Below are 15836 nucleotides of genomic sequence, written 5' to 3'. Positions count from 1 at the left end.
CTGGCTTTTTAAAGTCCTGAACGCTCAATCTTTTGATCCCAATTCTTATGGAATGCCGGTCGGCTGTTTTCTTTAACATCCATTTCCCCAACAATCATAAAGCTTTCTTCATCAGAAGTTTGCGTAACGGTAATGTCAGCTTCAATCCACCAACCCTCACGCCCAATTCTCATTTTTTGACAAATGGTATATTTCGCCGAAAGAGGATTAGCATTACTTAATGTCAACTCTCGTCTCAAATTGTGTTCAACCGTAACATCGATATCATCAAAGCGATAGACCCCTTCACCAAATACCCCTCCTACACCATCGGTTATGCAAGTCCATGTATCCGTTAAAATATCGTATGAAATGGAACGATCGACTTTTCCCTCTGAAAGTATAGTTGTCGGAGTTAATGGCGCGCATTGAGGACTCATATTCGGTCCAGATACCCGGCTTCCTTTAAAGATCGGTAATGAAAACTTTGCGGTTTCAAGATTCAGAGTAAGTGTTGCATCCTCAGGCATTGGCCAAAACATTGGCCAAAAAGTTGTTGCAATAGACAAACGTATCCGGTGTCCGGCTTTAAATTTATGCCCGCAACAGTCTAAATTAACAAATGCATTTACCTTTTCACCAGGGGTTAACAAGTCTACTTGATCATGTCCATTTAAATGGGTTAAATTCATTACTCCATAAGAAACACGGGTAACGGCTCCATCTGGTGCCACATCTGATAGTTGTGCGAAGAGCATTGCTTTTGGTTTGTCACTTGTCATTTGTACTTCAAATCTTGGATAACCAACTATTTCCAACGGACTTTCTAAGACATCCCCTTCAAATACCATCGCCATACCATCATCCAATCGTTGATCTGACGGACTTTCCCCCGGTACTCCGGCACCCATCCATTCACCTGATAAAAGGCCATGATTTAAAGGTGTTTTTAATAATACTCGCTCTTCTGTTTCATCTCTTTCTTTTAGCAATTTACCATGAGTCAATTGATAAGTTTGCGTTAGAACTTCATTTGATGGCCAGGAATCGAGTCCAACCCACTCTCCTTTACTTACTGGTTTAATGGAAGAAGGGGGCATACTTTCCTCAAGCCATACATTCACCATTGGTCCATCCATCACATCGTTCTCTTTTCCTTTTAGCCAATGGTCCCACCATTTAACAGCTTCTTGCAAAAAGCCCATTGCTGGTCCTGGAACTCCATCATGAGGGTATACATGTGCCCAAGGACCAATAATCCCCTTCCTGGGAACTGAAAGCCCTTTCATTAAACTTAATACGGTATTCGTATAAGAATCTTCCCAACCATCGATGGCTAGAACCGGCACTTCAATGTCATCGTAATTTTCACAAACTGAACCATGCTTCCAATAAGCATCTCTCGTTTGGTGCTCCATCCATTGCGCCATCCATAAAGGCATTTCCTCTAATCTTTCCAGCCATTTTTCACGCCAGCTATCCCCAACAATATGAGGGTCAAGCGGACGCACCTGATAGGCCAGCATAATGGCCCCCCACCAGAAATTATCATTTAAGAGGCAGCCGCCTTTATAGTGGATATCATTGTTATACCGGTCATCGGTAAACCCGAGTGTAATAATTGCTTTTAAATTTTTGGGTCTTCTGGCTGCAACTTGAAGGGAATTAAAGCCCCCCCATGATTTACCCATCATACCGATATTTCCATCACACCAAATTTGCTTTGAGATCCAATCAATAACTTCCAGAGCATCATCTTGTTCTTGCTTTAAGTATTCATCCCTTAACAGACCATCTGATTCTCCCGAACCCCTCATATCCACTCTGACAACTGCATATCCATGCCCGGCAAAATAACCATGCATCGGTTCATCTCTTGCCCTTGTACCGTCTGTTTTTCTGTAAGGAATGTACTCTAAAATGGCAGGTACTTTTTGTCCTTCCCTAACTTCAGGCAACCAGATACGACTTGAAAGTCTAGTTCCATCTTTTAAAACAATCCAAGTGTTTTCAATGGTTTGAAATGCATAAGGAAAATTAGTGATAATTTCTTTTTCTTTATATTCTGTTGACACTTTTCATCCTCCTCTTACTCATTTTCATCCGCCGTAAAGTAGTCATTATCATTATTTTTAACTTACTATTAACGCTTTCTATAAATTTTTAATCGTAATTACAAAACAATCAAAGTGATTTTATAATCATGATTATATTTGTGAAATTAGTATATCACCCGAAGAAATGTTAAACAACTTAAAATTTTCAGAATTATTATATTCAATTTTTACTTTACATAAAAAGAAAAGGCCTCCCACAGTAAACTGTGGGAGGCCATCAACTTTAAAAATAATCGCATGTTAGGTGGTCACTCATTCTAAATCGTCGTTAAACCCCTATATTAAGGGATTTAAGCGATGATTACATCATGCCCGCCCATCTAAAAGTGGTTTTTTACTCTTAGATGGACTGGGAAATTCTTGGTGTAACCTGAATTTTAAGAATCGAGATTCTATACGTTGGAATGAAAAATAAAAATTGGGTTAGCAGAAAAGTTTGCAACCCTAGATGGTGAATTTTTAAATCATTCAAACCCCTATTAATTTCAAAAGGAGAGATTATCATGAAATAGAAAAAAAACCTCTACATTGATTGGCTGATATTCAATACCTACTTTTCAACGAAAAGGTGTTTTTACTTTTCTCATTTTTCAGGTCAGTGCAACTATAGAAAAAGGGGTGTCTCGCTTTTGCATATTTAGTTAGTTTGCCGAAATAATATAAATATACTGATGCTTTTTGAGATTATACTTTATTGTTCCAAGAGGTAATTACATAAATCAACTTGAAAATATTGATTTCTCAAGGATTTAATTAGATAAATAGGGTTCACATCAATATTTACATGTAACAATGCCTTTTCAAAGGTATCCATGGACACTAAAGGATTATCTCCTAATAATGATGCAATGGCTGCTTCATATTTACCCTTTTGGTAAGTACCTTCTTTTTTATCTTCTAAAGCATGAAGTATATCAAAAATTACCTTTGAATCCTTTTCACTCAGGTCATTATTCAAAATGAAATGAAAAAAAGTATATTGTTCAGGATTTTTATCCAAAGCAATTGTAAGTAATAACTTTTGATGATATTTCATCTTTTTAAATTCATCTATTAACTCATCCATTAAATTCAACTCCTACTATTATAATACCCAAAGTGCAATTGCCCAAGCAATAGATCTAGCAGCACTTGGTGCAAAGCCTAATTCATGTATCATGAAATCAACTAATCTTGCTTCAATTTTATTAGACATTCTGTCTAATGCATCACCAATTTCAAAAGCATGTTTTTTCAAAAGCTTACCATTGGCAGGTGATAAACTACCAACAATTTTGCCCATTGCTGTACCACCATACTTTAGTGCATACACTACAACTGTCTTTTTAAATCCCCTTTTTTTGGACTCATTTTCTAATTGTTGAATAATTTCAGATGACATTTGAGTACCATCATAAGGGTTGACGGGGTTGGCCTGTTGCATTAACAAACTTGAGGGAGTCGATTGGTCAGCAATGACACTTTCTATTTCTTCTAGGCTAATTTTGGTTTGCTCGGTTACTATTATAGAACCAATTTCAGTATTTGTTCGAATTGTTGATTCATTTAGTTCAGAAGCAGAAGCTTTTGAAAATGGAGCAAAAGCTGAAAATAGAAAAGCACTTGCAACAGCTGGAACTATAATTCTCTTAACACCAATTTCTCTAACTCTAATAATTTTCATATTGGTCAAACTCCTTTTAACAATGGGGTTAGGGTAAATGTTTCCGCACTTCTATCTTTATACTAATATATTTAGTAAATCCCCTCGTTCCAAAAATGAAACGATATAATTCACATTTCATAATTCCCTTATTTTCCAGCGATGCTTCCCTAGTAGAAATCGTGTATTCCCTATACCGGTTTAAGAATCGGTGATCAATTCCCTTAAAATGGGCAACTTTTAACACCAAAAACAAAGGGTTCTTTACGTACGATTAAGATAGATGAAATGCTATTAACATGTCATAGAAGCTCCGAATATTTGACACCCAGCTTAAACGGCTTCCGAAAAAAGCAGGAATGGAAAAGAACATTACTCCACACTTATTTAGGCATACCTACACTTCCCAATTGATCGAAGCTGTAGTAGGAATTAAAAAATCCAACAACGATTAGGACATAACGAATTTAACTATCAAAGAAAAGGCCTCCCACAGTAAACTGTGGGAGGCCTTCAACTTTAAAAATATTCACATGTTTGGTGTGAGCATTCATGACTGAATCTCCCGTTACCCCCTATATTAAGGGATTTAAGCGATGCATCATGCCCGCCCATTCAATTAATAATTTAATAGTAACATTGAATGTTTCAGCTTGTGGGTGTGATGGTGTAAAAGGAAATGGTAAAACAACTGAATTGAGTCTAGAGGAAGCTGAAAAGTATGAAACAGGCTTTTTATATGTAAGGTCACCATTTGAGAGTAGAAAAGAAGAAGAAGATTTCATTACTAAGGAAATTGAACGTATAGCTAAAGCAAAAAACATTGATTTAAATATTTATCATGCTAAAGAAGATACTTCAAAACTTGGCCTAAAACAAAATTCGTTAACACTTGCTTTTTATCAAGATGGTGAAGTAAAAAAGAAGCTAGATTTTATCGATCTCTCAGAAGATGATATTCAGATAGTAAGCCCGAGATGTGTTTTCAGGCAGTATTGGCTGCATTACCTGGATTTGGTTCTTTGACATAAGGTCCTGCGGGAGATTATATAGCAAATGAGAAGAAAGCTAATCCTAAAGAAGAATGGCCATGTTCACTAGTGAACCAATAACTTACAGACAAAAATAGTTTTTTTGATGTGTAAACTACAAGTGAAATTTAGCTTTTCCTTATTTAAAAGTGAAAACCAAAAATCATTTGAGTTATTCCCTGAAAAAGGAAGTAACTAGAATTTGGGCTTGATATTTTAACAAAACTCAGGCTTTGGGAATTCGACCTTGCCTCTTTAACTGCTTCAAAGAAAATAGATAAATAACATTTCTATATTATTTCCTTAAAAATCATCTATATTTGATATTTGTTTAATCTCACAATGAGATATATAATAAAAACAAGAAAAAAGAAAGCGTTTTCAATATTTAAATACTTCGTTACTTCTCATACTATAAGGAGGATTTAAGATGAGCCAAGTAGAAAGAAAATCCAAAGTGCAGAAATTAATTGAGCAACAAAAATTCAATGAGAAAGACATTTCCAAGATGACAGATTCACAGATTGAATATTATCACTGGCTCTATTTTGATGACTCTGTTTATGATTATATGTAACTCAAATATAAAATGATAAAAGCGGGAAAAACATTGATAATTCATGGTTTCCCGCTTTTACTTTTATTCTTTAGGACTCCCCCATACCGATGGACAGAGTAGAAGTAAACCACTTTTACCACTAATGGACTCTCCTGATATATCTACAACTATGGGCTTCATATCAAACTCATACAAAAATAACCGAAGCAAAAGATGCTTGTAAAGGGAAAACTGCCTTTGGGCGATCCTTCACTAAGTTAAAAACATTTTCAATCAACTTTTAACAGTTCCTTTTAAGGACTCTAGTATTTGTTGTTCCCCCATCGCCAAGAACTATATGTATGTCTTTCGTTAAATTGGATGTATGAAGTTTCCCTTTCAACATCGAAGAAAAGGCCTCCCACAGTAAACTGTGAGAGGCCTTTTTCATTAAAATTGATATTCACATGTTAGGTGAGCTCATTCTATATCCTCGTTAAACCCCTCTATTAAGGGATTTAGCGAATGATTACATCATGCCGCCCATGCCGCCCATGCCGCCCATGTCAGGCATGCCCATGCCGCCAGCACCAGCAGGTTCTGGTTTGTCAGCAACGACAGCTTCTGTAGTTAAGAACATTGCTGCTACAGAACCAGCATTTTGTAGAGCTGAACGAGTTACTTTAGTAGGATCGACGATTCCTGATTCGATCATGTTCACCCATTGTCCAGTAGCTGCGTTGAAGCCAGTGCCTACTGCTTCGCCTTTAAGGCGTTCTACGATTACAGAGCCTTCAAGTCCAGCATTGTGAGCGATTTGACGAACAGGCTCTTCGATGGCACGAAGAACGATTTTCACGCCTGTTGCTACGTCGCCTTCCGCTTGGATTTCAGCGATTTTATTGTATACGTTAAGAAGTGCTGTACCACCACCAGCTACGATACCTTCTTCAACAGCGGCACGAGTGGAGTTCAATGCATCTTCAATACGAAGTTTACGTTCTTTCAATTCTGTTTCAGTAGCTGCACCGACTTTGATTACCGCTACACCACCAGCTAATTTAGCAAGGCGTTCTTGTAATTTTTCACGGTCGAATTCAGAAGTTGTTTCTTCTAATTGAACACGGATTTGGTTTACACGAGCTTGGATTTGAGCTGTATCTCCAGATCCTTCAACGATTGTTGTATTTTCTTTTGTAACAACCACTTTAGACGCACGGCCTAATGAATCGATTGTTGCAGATTTAAGATCAAGTCCGATTTCTTCAGTGATTACTTCGCCGCCTGTAAGAGCTGCGATGTCTTCAAGCATTGCTTTACGACGGTCACCGAATCCAGGAGCTTTAACCGCAACAGCGTTGAATGTTCCACGAAGTTTGTTCACAACAAGAGTTGCAAGTGCTTCGCCTTCTACATCTTCAGCAATCAATAATAGCGGTTTTCCTTGTTGTACAACTTGCTCAAGTACAGGAAGGATTTCTTGGATATTCGTGATTTTTTTATCAGTGATCAAGATATATGGATTCTCAAGGACAGCTTCCATTTTATCTGAATCAGTAACCATGTATGGAGATGCATATCCGCGATCGAATTGCATACCTTCCACTACGTCCAACTCAGTTGTGAAACCTTTAGACTCTTCGATTGTGATGACGCCGTCGTTACCAACGCGCTCCATTGCTTCCGCAATCAGTTGGCCCACTTCTTCATCAGCTGAAGAGATTGCAGCAACTTGTGCGATTGATTCTTTGTTTTCAACAGGTTGGGAAATGGCTTTCAATTCTGCGATTGCAGTATTGACCGCTTTCTCGATTCCTTTACGGATACCCATTGGGTTCGCACCAGCTGTTACGTTTTTAAGACCTTCACGGATCATCGCTTGCGCAAGAACCGTTGCAGTAGTTGTACCGTCACCAGCTACGTCGTTTGTTTTGCTTGCTACTTCAGCAACCAATTTCGCACCCATGTTTTCGAATGCATCTTCCAATTCGATTTCTTTAGCGATCGTCACACCGTCATTTGTGATAAGCGGCGAACCGAATTTTTTCTCAAGAACCACGTTACGACCTTTTGGTCCAAGCGTTACTTTAACTGCATCTGCAAGTGCGTCCACACCGCGAAGCATGGAGCGGCGAGCTTCTTCACTAAATTTAATTTCTTTAGCCATTTATAAGTACCTCCCTAAAATTTAAGAAAATTTTCGTTCAGTTAAGTATGATGTATAATTAGCCGATTACAGCTAGAATGTCGCTTTCACGTAAAATTAAGTATTCAGTGTCTTCGTATTTAACTTCAGTACCTGCATATTTTGAGAAGATAATTAGATCGCCTTGGGCAACCTCTAAAGCAACACGTTCGCCATTTTCAAGGACACGGCCAGTACCAACTGCTACTACCTTACCTTCTTGTGGCTTTTCTTTAGCAGTATCAGGAAGAACAATACCGCTTGCAGTTTTTTCTTCAGTTTGAACTAGTTCAATAATAACGCGATCACCTAATGGTTTTAACAAGTGAAACAACCTCCTCATATTCTCTTGATAATTTGTTTCATGATTATTAGCACTCATCATCATCGAGTGCTAACACATTTATAATATTAAATAAACCGAGCCTTTTTTGCAAGTATCTTATTGAAAATTTTTTATTAATTTCTGATAAATTACGGGTATACTACTTTAGCATAATGATTTCCTAAACTTAGTCATTGAAATGTCATGTTAGGGGTACCTTTAAGTGGTGTTCTGCCCCAATTTTTGATACCATTTTGTAGTATGCGTTTATAGATTGTCCCCATGTCAGTAGCGTTCCAAGCGGATGGGTGACTATAAAAGGAGTTTTCATTTTTGAAAAAAGAATATTGGTTCGTCATCATCACTTATATTGCCATGCAATTATCCAGTATTGTCGGGGTACCCATTTTCATGCTGATCGGGTCTTATACCGGAATGCCGGCTGATGAACTCGAAGTGAAATCTGCAGCATACTGGATAGTTTTCAGTTTTCTCGCTGCTTTATTCCTGATTCTTTTTTTAATGAGAAAGGATATGAGGGAAAAGCTGGACACGAGAAACCAAACTTCCGTATCCATGTCCATATTATGGGCAATTGCAGGAGTGTTCATGGCTCTTTTTGCGCAAAGCATTGCCGGAAGCATTGAACAAATGCTTGGGGTGGAGTCTGAATCTGAAAATACGCAGCAACTCATTTCACTCATTTACAAAGTCCCCATGGTCATTTTCGTCACTTCAGTAATTGGACCTATATTGGAAGAATTAATTTTCCGTAAAATTATTTTCGGATCACTTCATAAACGCTTTAACTTCTTTATTTCAGCTTTAATCAGCTCAGTTATTTTCGGCTTGGCGCATGGTGAATTTGAACATCTTCTTTTATATACGGCAATGGGCTTCACTTTTGCTTTCCTTTATGCGAAAACAGGCCGCATTCTCGTTTCCATGAGCGCTCATATTGCGATGAACACGCTTGTTATCATCCTTCAAGTGGTATATCGGGAGGATATTGAGAAGATGCTAGATACTGCACAGGCCTTCATCGGAGGTTTATTATGAAACGTCAATCACCATTATTCATGGGCATCATTTATGCAGGCTTAGGGGCTCTTTTTACCGCTATCGCAATTCAAACCGTCAATTCTTCTGGATGGGGACTCTTTGCCTACATACTTGTCCTTATTGCGACTCTTGATTTTGGATCGGGATTACGCATGATCATGCTGCACTTTAAGATTAAAGCCGCACAAAAAAATAAGAAAAAATAAAAAAACGCTGCATAAATGCAGCGTTTTTTCATTCCTCCAATGCGGCTTCTTCCACTACCGGATAATGCTTCAGGAAGTAGATGAGCGACTGGAGTTCCACGGCCAGGTCAATGTGGTGGACCCTTATGGATGGAGGCACGGTCAGCCGTGCAGGTGTGAAATTCAATATTCCTTTTATGTCAGCTTTGACTAGACGATCGGTTATCGTCTGGGCTACCTGTGCAGGCACTGTCAATATCGCTGCAGTAATATTATTTTCTTGCAATAGTGTATCGATTTGATCCATATGGTAGATGGGCACATCAGCTATTCGCTTGCCGACCTTTTCTTCAGATACTTCGAAAGCCATTTCAATTTTTGTATTATTATTTTTCATGAAATTGTAATTTAAAAAAGCGGTTCCTAAATTTCCCACTCCGATTAAAGCGACTTTGGTCAATTCATCTTGATCAAGTGTTTTTCTGAAGAAGGATAATAAATAATTGACATTGTAGCCGTAGCCTTTTTTCCCAAGCGCGCCAAAGTAGGAAAAATCACGGCGAATGGTAGCAGAATCCACTTTTACGGCTTCACTTAGCTCAGCCGAGGAAACTCTTTGTTTGCCTGAGGAATGTAAGTTCTTTAAAAATCGATAATACAATGGCAACCTTTTGGCTGTTGCCTGCGGTATCTTTGGGTCATGGTTCATTGTTCTTCCCCGCCTTCACACATGCTTTTCAACTTAATCTCTATCTGTTCGTTTTACTTGCCTTTTATAATCGCTACTAGACACTCCGCCTGTTTTCTCCACTAAGAATGTAGGCCCGATCACCATTCCCTTATCAATGGCCTTACACATGTCATAAACAGTCAAGGCAGTCACGGATGCAGCTGTTAACGCTTCCATTTCCACACCTGTACTCCCTTTTGTCTTAGCTTCCGTTTCAATCCTAAGCCTATATCCTTGTTCTTCTTTTTCCCAATCAAAGGCTATATTGACCCCTTGCAGAGCAATGGGATGGCACATCGGAATTATATTGGATGTATTTTTGCTGGCCATGATTCCTGCAACTTGTGCAACAGCCAGTACATCACCTTTTTTCATTTTATGGTTCGTGACCAATTCATATATTTCATCATTCAATAAAATGCTCGACTGAGCCACTGCCGTCCGGGTTGTTTCAGGCTTAGCACTCACATCGACCATTTTGGCCCTGCCCTGTTCATTAAAATGCGTTAAGTCTCCCATTTAAGTAACCCCTCCTAAATCATACACTATTATTCCACTTTATGTAATAGCTTTTCTTTCAGCTTGGAACCAAGCTGTTGCCGATAATAACTAAAATACGTTAAACTAACAGTAATCAATTGAGGTGAAATCTATGATTTTATTACAAATCAATCAACTATCGAAATATTATGGAGCTGAACTTATTTTATCAAATATGAAGCTCGAAGTTCAAAATAAAGATCGAATTGCCCTTGTCGGCCGAAATGGCGCCGGCAAATCCACTCTGCTAAAAATCATTGCCGGGCAGCTTTCCCATGATGGCGGTGAAATAATCAAACCAAAAGGCGTCACCATCGGCTATATGGCCCAGGATACTGGATTGGAATCCGCATTGACCATTTGGGATGAAATGCTTACTGTATTCACTGATCTTATAGAGCAGGAAAAGGAACTGCGTCGCCTTGAGGCTGATATGGCCAGACCTGACATCTTTGAAAACGAAACGGTTTACCAAAAAGTGCTGAATGAATACGACACTTTGATGGTGGCATTCAAAGAGAAGGGAGGTTATCAATATGAAGCGGATATCCGTTCCGTATTGCATGGTCTTCAGTTTGCCGACTTTGACTATTCTACCCCAATTTCCACATTAAGCGGCGGGCAAAAAACAAGGCTTGCCTTAGGTAAGCTGCTTTTAAGGAAACCGGATATATTGATTCTGGATGAGCCGACGAACCATTTGGATATCGAAACCCTCTCTTGGCTTGAACAATATTTACAAGGCTACCAGGGAGCTGTCCTCATTGTTTCCCATGACCGCTATTTTTTAGATAAAGTAGTAAACCTGGTATATGAGATTTCCCGGAATAACATGAAAAAATACCATGGTAATTATAGTTCTTACCTAGAGGGAAAAGCGGAGGATTATGAGCGGGACATGAAACTGTTCGAGAAACAGCAAGGGGAAATCGAAAAGCTTCGCGATTTTGTCCAACGTAATATCACAAGGGCTTCCACAACGAAAAGAGCACAAAGCAGACGTAAACAGCTCGAAAAGATGGATGTACTGGACAAGCCGCAAGGTGATGAAAAATCCGCGAATTTTTCTTTCCAGATTGAAAGGCAAAGCGGAAATGAAGTACTCCACCTCCAGGACCTGGCTATCGGATACGAAGGGGAAACGGTATCAAAGAATATTAATTCCCGGATGACAAAAGGAGAGAGCATAGCTCTTGTCGGCCCAAATGGAGTTGGAAAATCAACTTTTTTGAAAACGATCATTTCCAAGCTGCCTGCCCTTTCTGGAGATTTCCGTTTTGGAACGAACGTAGAAGTCAGCTACTACGATCAAGAACAGGCTAACCTTGTTTCCAATAAACGCGTACTCAATGAATTATGGGACGACTATCCCCTTAAACCGGAAAAGGACATTCGCACCGTACTCGGTAATTTCCTATTTAGCGGGGATGATGTTTTGAAAACCGTTTCCACACTAAGCGGGGGCGAAAAGGCCCGGCTTGCTCTAGCCAAAATGATGATGCAAAAAGGCAATTTTTTAATTCTTGATGAACCAACGAACCATTTGGACCTCGATAGTAAATTGGTGCTTGAAAATGCATTAATTGATTATCCGGGAACTATTCTATTCGTCTCACATGACCGTTATTTCATAAATCGGATAGCAACGAAAGTGATAGAGCTCTCCAAAGACGGCAACGAAGAATTCCTCGGTGATTATGATTACTATCTAGAGAAGAAACAGGAGCAAGCGGAAATCCAAGCACTTGAACAGCAGGATCAGGCTAAATCTTTAGATGCGGCTGTAGAAAAAACAAATTACAAAATTGATAAAGAAGCAAAAAAAGCTGAACGCCAGCGAAAACGGCGCATTGAGGAAATCGAGGCAGCCATGGAGCTTCTTGAAACCGAAATAAACGAATATAATGACCTCCTATGTGATCCAAATGTTTTTCAGGACCACGAAAAGGTAATGGAAGTCCAAACAAAACTTGATCATGCACAAGAAAGTTTGGATCAGCTTCTCGAAGAATGGGCTGAACTGGAAGAATGAAAAAGACCGAGTCAATTGACTCGGTCTTTTTCTTTTCCAACCAAAGTGTCACTTGAAAGTTATCCACAAACTTATTAACAAACCACTTACCGCTCATTAGCCATTAATTTGAGTTATACACATTATCCACAGAAACATATCCACTTATCCACAAAAACACCCCTTTATACACATGCAGGATGATTATCAAAAAAACTTTATCCACAGAATATTCTATTATTTTATTAACACGATAAAAAGACAGGATGCCAAAGTGACGGATCCTGTCTTCTCGTCCATTAAAATGCTTCTATATCCAATCCAGGATTTCCGTTCAAATCCAAACCGGATCGCTTTCCCTTTTCAAACATGACACTGCCAGCAGCACCAATCATGGCAGCATTGTCGGTACAAAGATAGAGGGGCGGAATGGATATATCCATAGGTAAATCCTTAAAAGCTTCCGTTAATGCTTCCCTAAGGCCTTTATTTGCCGCAACTCCTCCAGCAAGCAATACCTGTTTCACATTATATTCCTTTGCAGCCTTCACAGCTTTCATTACAAGCACTTCTATCACGCTTGCTTGGAAACTTGCCGCTAAATCTTTAGGTTCAATTTTTTCCCCGCGCTGTTCTGCATTATGCAAAGTGTTGATTACCGCTGATTTCAACCCGCTGAAAGAAAAGTCATAGCTGCCATCCAACCATGCCCTAGGCAGTTTCAAAGATGGTGAGCCTTCTTGCGCAAGCCTATCGATATGAGGCCCGCCAGGATAAGGGAGCCCCAAGGTTCGAGCCACTTTATCATACGCCTCCCCTGCTGCATCATCCCGAGTCTCCCCGATCACCTTGAAAGAACCCGGTTCTTCTAAAAGCACCAATTCCGTATGACCTCCCGAAACGACTAAAGAAAGCGCAGGATATTCAATCTCCTGAATAAGCCGATTTGCATAGATATGACCAGCGATATGATGCGTACCGACAATTGGTATTCCATGTGCGAAAGCTACAGCCTTCGCCGCATTCACACCTATTAATAGTGCCCCTACAAGGCCGGGACCTTCTGTAACGGCAATGGCATCCAAGTCTTCATATGTCACACCCGCTTGCAGCAGTGCTTCTTCAAGAACAATAGTAATTTGTTCTACATGATGACGGGAAGCTATTTCCGGGACGACACCGCCAAAACGTTTATGACTTTCTATTTGTGAAGCCACGACATTACTCAGTATTTCCGTTCCATTTTTTATGACGGCTGCCGCAGTTTCATCACAGCTTGTTTCAATTCCTAAAATAATTTGATCTTTTTTCATGAAAAATTCACCCACATAACATAAGCATCCTCTTGATTGTCAGTATAATAATTCTTTCGGATTCCGCCCTTTTGGAAACCAAGTTTTTCATAAAGCGAAATGGCTACGGCATTACTGACACGGACCTCAAGTGTCATCCTCACCACACCCATTGAAATGGAGATTTCAATCATCTTCCTGAGCAAAGCTTCTCCAAGCTTTTGCCCTCGATATTCTGGTAATATCGCAATATTGGTGATGTGCGATTCATCAATGACGATCCAGGCACCACAATAACCGGCAATTTTCCCTTCATCCTCTATCACCATGTATACAGCATATTGATTATGATTCAATTCATTAAAAAAAGCTTCCCGGCTCCAAGGCAAAGTAAAGGACTGCTTTTCCACGTTAAGCACTTGGTCGATATCTGCCGTATTCATCTTTCGGAACGTCAATGTTTTACTCATAATGATCGTCGCTTTCCTTGTTTATTTCCCCTGCTGTTCAAGCCACTTAGCTTCTGCTTCAGCCATGCGGATATAATTCGGTACAAACTGGTGAACATCCACTTCAGCCTTATCAAGACCAATGAAGGCCAGTTCGCTTGGCCTTGAATTATATGACTGTACTGGAGCAAATACCGCTAATTCACCTAATGCATCAGTAATTGCAACCCGATGGATGTCAACATCTTGACCAACAAATAAAACAGGACGATTTAATTCCTTCAATTGATTCGCCCACTCAGAGGATAGAATATTACAATCTTCAATGACTGTCTTTAAAGAATCCTTTTCCATTTCATATAATCCAGTATAAATCTGCCCTCTTCTTGCATCGAACAAGGGAGATATCAACCCGTTAAAATAACGTCCATTAGCTGCTAAAACCTCTAAGCTGGAAACACCTGATAACGGAATCTGAAGCGTCCAGGCCAAGCTTTTCGCTATCGTCACTCCAATCCTGACCCCTGTATAGGAGCCTGGACCTTGAGCGACCACTATCTTAGTCAATTCCTTCGGTTTAGTATCACAGTCCCTCAGCAGTGTTTCAATTGCTGGCATTACCCGCACCGAATGATTTTTCTTTAGGTTCGTCGTATACTCACCAATTACTTGATTCCCGTTTACAAGTGCAATCCCTAATGTGAAATTCGATGTATCTATAGCTAAAACCTTCATCAAATAATCTCCTTACATAACTTTACATATCGTTCGCCTTTGGCTTCCAAAACGATACGCCGGCTTGTATCGCCCAAACGATAGATATAAATGGTCAAGATCTCCTCTGGGAGGTGATCCTTTATTAAATGGGCCCATTCAACGACAGTCACACCATCACCATCAAAATATTCATCAAAGCCTAAATCTTCTTCCGATTCACTTACCCGATAGACATCCATATGATACAAAGGTAAGCGACCCATGTACTCCTTTATTATCGTAAAGGTAGGGCTATTCACCATTCTGGTAACACCCAATCCTTTAGCCAGCCCTTTTGTGAATGCCGTCTTCCCTGCACCCAAGTCACCTTCTAGAGCCAGCACATCTCCACTGGAAAGCTTTTGTGCCAATTTGTGCGCAAATTGCGCTGTTTCTTCCTCATTCTGAGAAATCCATTCAACATGTTGCATATATCAATCACCTTTATCATTATTAGGAAAACGTCCGTCCTATAGTTCATGTCGAGAACCATAAACGCAATATTATGGAACAAAAACCATTCTATATGTAGTTTACCTTGTTTCAAAAGAAGAAACAAATAAGTTAAGGACATATTATTCGAATAACAGATAAAACAAAAAAACGAAACCTAGGTTTCGTTTTTTTCATGATTGCGGGGACAGGATTTGAACCTGCGACCTTCGGGTTATGAGCCCGACGAGCTACCGGACTGCTCCACCCCGCGACGGTATAAATGTTTCTTTTATAAATTTAGTATTCCCGTTTATTCAAAAAGAATACAAAGATTATAGCTTGGCGGCGTCCTACTCTCACAGGGGGAAACCCCCAACTACCATTGGCGCTGAAGAGCTTAACTGCCGTGTTCGGAATGGGAACGGGTGTGACCTCTTCGCTATCGCCACCAAACATTTAATCTTTTAGCACATTTACTATCATAACATGTATGAAGTCAAAATGCAAGAAGAAATTTTCATTCCTTCAAAACTAGATAATAAGAAGGTATTTCATTTTT

At 39.5% G+C, this 15836-nt stretch carries 17 protein-coding genes, 1 tRNA gene and 1 rRNA gene; 6 read left to right on the top strand and 13 right to left on the bottom strand.

Annotated features, from left to right (window positions below; all coding sequences use genetic code 11):
- Positions 1-8 precede the first annotated feature (8 nt).
- The 3 genes from AC2YHV_RS24390 to AC2YHV_RS24380 form a co-directional block, all read right to left on the bottom strand.
- A complete protein-coding gene (locus AC2YHV_RS24390) occupies positions 9-2054 on the bottom strand; it encodes a CocE/NonD family hydrolase (protein WP_487374360.1) in 2046 nt (681 codons plus the stop codon).
- 733 nt (positions 2055-2787) lie between these two features.
- Positions 2788-3162: a YhaI family protein gene (locus AC2YHV_RS24385; protein WP_262871071.1), complete on the bottom strand. Its 375-nt coding sequence runs from the start codon at positions 3160-3162 to the stop codon at positions 2788-2790.
- Between the two features lie 18 nt (positions 3163-3180).
- Positions 3181-3759, bottom strand: a complete 579-nt coding sequence (locus AC2YHV_RS24380) for a hypothetical protein (RefSeq protein ID WP_403088730.1) — start codon at positions 3757-3759, stop codon at positions 3181-3183.
- Between the two features lie 338 nt (positions 3760-4097).
- Here AC2YHV_RS24380 and AC2YHV_RS24375 point away from each other — a divergent pair, with 338 nt between their 5' ends.
- The 3 genes from AC2YHV_RS24375 to AC2YHV_RS24365 all read left to right on the top strand — a co-directional run bounded on the left by AC2YHV_RS24375 (position 4098) and on the right by AC2YHV_RS24365 (position 5346).
- Positions 4098-4193 carry a hypothetical protein gene (locus AC2YHV_RS24375; RefSeq protein ID WP_487374359.1) on the top strand — a complete coding sequence of 32 codons (96 nt, stop codon included), beginning with the start codon at positions 4098-4100 and terminating at the stop codon, positions 4191-4193.
- Between the two features lie 97 nt (positions 4194-4290).
- Positions 4291-4764 (top strand): hypothetical protein, encoded by a 474-nt coding sequence (locus tag AC2YHV_RS24370; protein WP_487374358.1) that lies wholly within the window; start codon positions 4291-4293, stop codon positions 4762-4764.
- 435 nt (positions 4765-5199) lie between these two features.
- The gene (locus AC2YHV_RS24365; RefSeq protein WP_127777491.1) at positions 5200-5346 is read left to right on the top strand and encodes a BH0509 family protein; all 147 of its coding nucleotides are present in this window, start codon (positions 5200-5202) and stop codon (positions 5344-5346) included.
- Positions 5347-5836: 490 nt separating this feature from the next.
- Here AC2YHV_RS24365 and groL read toward each other — a convergent pair whose 3' ends face one another.
- Positions 5837-7474, bottom strand: a complete 1638-nt coding sequence (gene groL, locus AC2YHV_RS24360) for a chaperonin GroEL (protein WP_034306335.1) — start codon at positions 7472-7474, stop codon at positions 5837-5839.
- 58 nt (positions 7475-7532) lie between these two features.
- Positions 7533-7817 carry a co-chaperone GroES gene (gene groES, locus AC2YHV_RS24355; RefSeq protein WP_034306337.1) on the bottom strand — a complete coding sequence of 95 codons (285 nt, stop codon included), beginning with the start codon at positions 7815-7817 and terminating at the stop codon, positions 7533-7535.
- 333 nt (positions 7818-8150) lie between these two features.
- Here groES and AC2YHV_RS24350 point away from each other — a divergent pair, with 333 nt between their 5' ends.
- Together AC2YHV_RS24350 and AC2YHV_RS24345 are read left to right on the top strand one after the other, a co-directional pair.
- Entirely contained in the window at positions 8151-8876 is a 726-nt protein-coding gene (locus tag AC2YHV_RS24350; protein ID WP_034306339.1) for a CPBP family intramembrane glutamic endopeptidase, read from the top strand.
- Positions 8873-9085, top strand: a complete 213-nt coding sequence (locus AC2YHV_RS24345) for a YdiK family protein (protein WP_034306342.1) — start codon at positions 8873-8875, stop codon at positions 9083-9085. Before AC2YHV_RS24350 ends, AC2YHV_RS24345 begins: the two co-directional genes overlap by 4 nt.
- Positions 9086-9113: 28 nt before the next feature.
- Here AC2YHV_RS24345 and AC2YHV_RS24340 read toward each other — a convergent pair whose 3' ends face one another.
- Positions 9114-9773 carry a redox-sensing transcriptional repressor Rex gene (locus AC2YHV_RS24340; RefSeq protein ID WP_034306345.1) on the bottom strand — a complete coding sequence of 220 codons (660 nt, stop codon included), beginning with the start codon at positions 9771-9773 and terminating at the stop codon, positions 9114-9116.
- Between the two features lie 33 nt (positions 9774-9806).
- Positions 9807-10313 carry a cyclic pyranopterin monophosphate synthase MoaC gene (moaC, locus tag AC2YHV_RS24335; RefSeq protein WP_034306347.1) on the bottom strand — a complete coding sequence of 169 codons (507 nt, stop codon included), beginning with the start codon at positions 10311-10313 and terminating at the stop codon, positions 9807-9809.
- A 133-nt stretch (positions 10314-10446) separates the two neighbouring features.
- Here moaC and AC2YHV_RS24330 point away from each other — a divergent pair, with 133 nt between their 5' ends.
- Complete coding sequence (locus AC2YHV_RS24330) at positions 10447-12366, top strand: ABC transporter ATP-binding protein (RefSeq protein WP_487374357.1); 1920 nt, start codon at positions 10447-10449, stop codon at positions 12364-12366.
- 278 nt (positions 12367-12644) lie between these two features.
- Here the strand turns inward: AC2YHV_RS24330 and tsaD are convergent, their stop codons facing one another.
- The 6 genes from tsaD to rrf form a co-directional block, all read right to left on the bottom strand.
- The gene (gene tsaD, locus AC2YHV_RS24325; protein WP_053533464.1) at positions 12645-13658 is read right to left on the bottom strand and encodes a tRNA (adenosine(37)-N6)-threonylcarbamoyltransferase complex transferase subunit TsaD; all 1014 of its coding nucleotides are present in this window, start codon (positions 13656-13658) and stop codon (positions 12645-12647) included.
- Positions 13655-14107, bottom strand: a complete 453-nt coding sequence (gene rimI / locus AC2YHV_RS24320) for a ribosomal protein S18-alanine N-acetyltransferase (RefSeq protein WP_053533463.1) — start codon at positions 14105-14107, stop codon at positions 13655-13657. The genes tsaD and rimI overlap by 4 nt, the downstream gene beginning before the upstream one ends.
- Before the next feature lie 21 nt (positions 14108-14128).
- Positions 14129-14821, bottom strand: a complete 693-nt coding sequence (gene tsaB, locus AC2YHV_RS24315) for a tRNA (adenosine(37)-N6)-threonylcarbamoyltransferase complex dimerization subunit type 1 TsaB (RefSeq protein WP_053533462.1) — start codon at positions 14819-14821, stop codon at positions 14129-14131.
- The gene (gene tsaE, locus AC2YHV_RS24310; RefSeq protein ID WP_034306358.1) at positions 14821-15273 is read right to left on the bottom strand and encodes a tRNA (adenosine(37)-N6)-threonylcarbamoyltransferase complex ATPase subunit type 1 TsaE; all 453 of its coding nucleotides are present in this window, start codon (positions 15271-15273) and stop codon (positions 14821-14823) included. Before tsaE ends, tsaB begins: the two co-directional genes overlap by 1 nt.
- A gap of 201 nt (positions 15274-15474) precedes the next feature.
- Positions 15475-15548: transfer RNA gene (locus AC2YHV_RS24305), tRNA-Met, on the bottom strand.
- Between the two features lie 66 nt (positions 15549-15614).
- Positions 15615-15730: ribosomal RNA gene (gene rrf / locus AC2YHV_RS24300) — 5S ribosomal RNA — on the bottom strand.
- Positions 15731-15836 lie beyond the last annotated feature (106 nt).

This window comes from Peribacillus sp. SRI_006 (assembly GCF_057586375.1).
The sequence above is the reverse complement of the archived record's forward strand: the minus strand, read 5'-3'. Positions and strand labels throughout refer to the sequence as shown.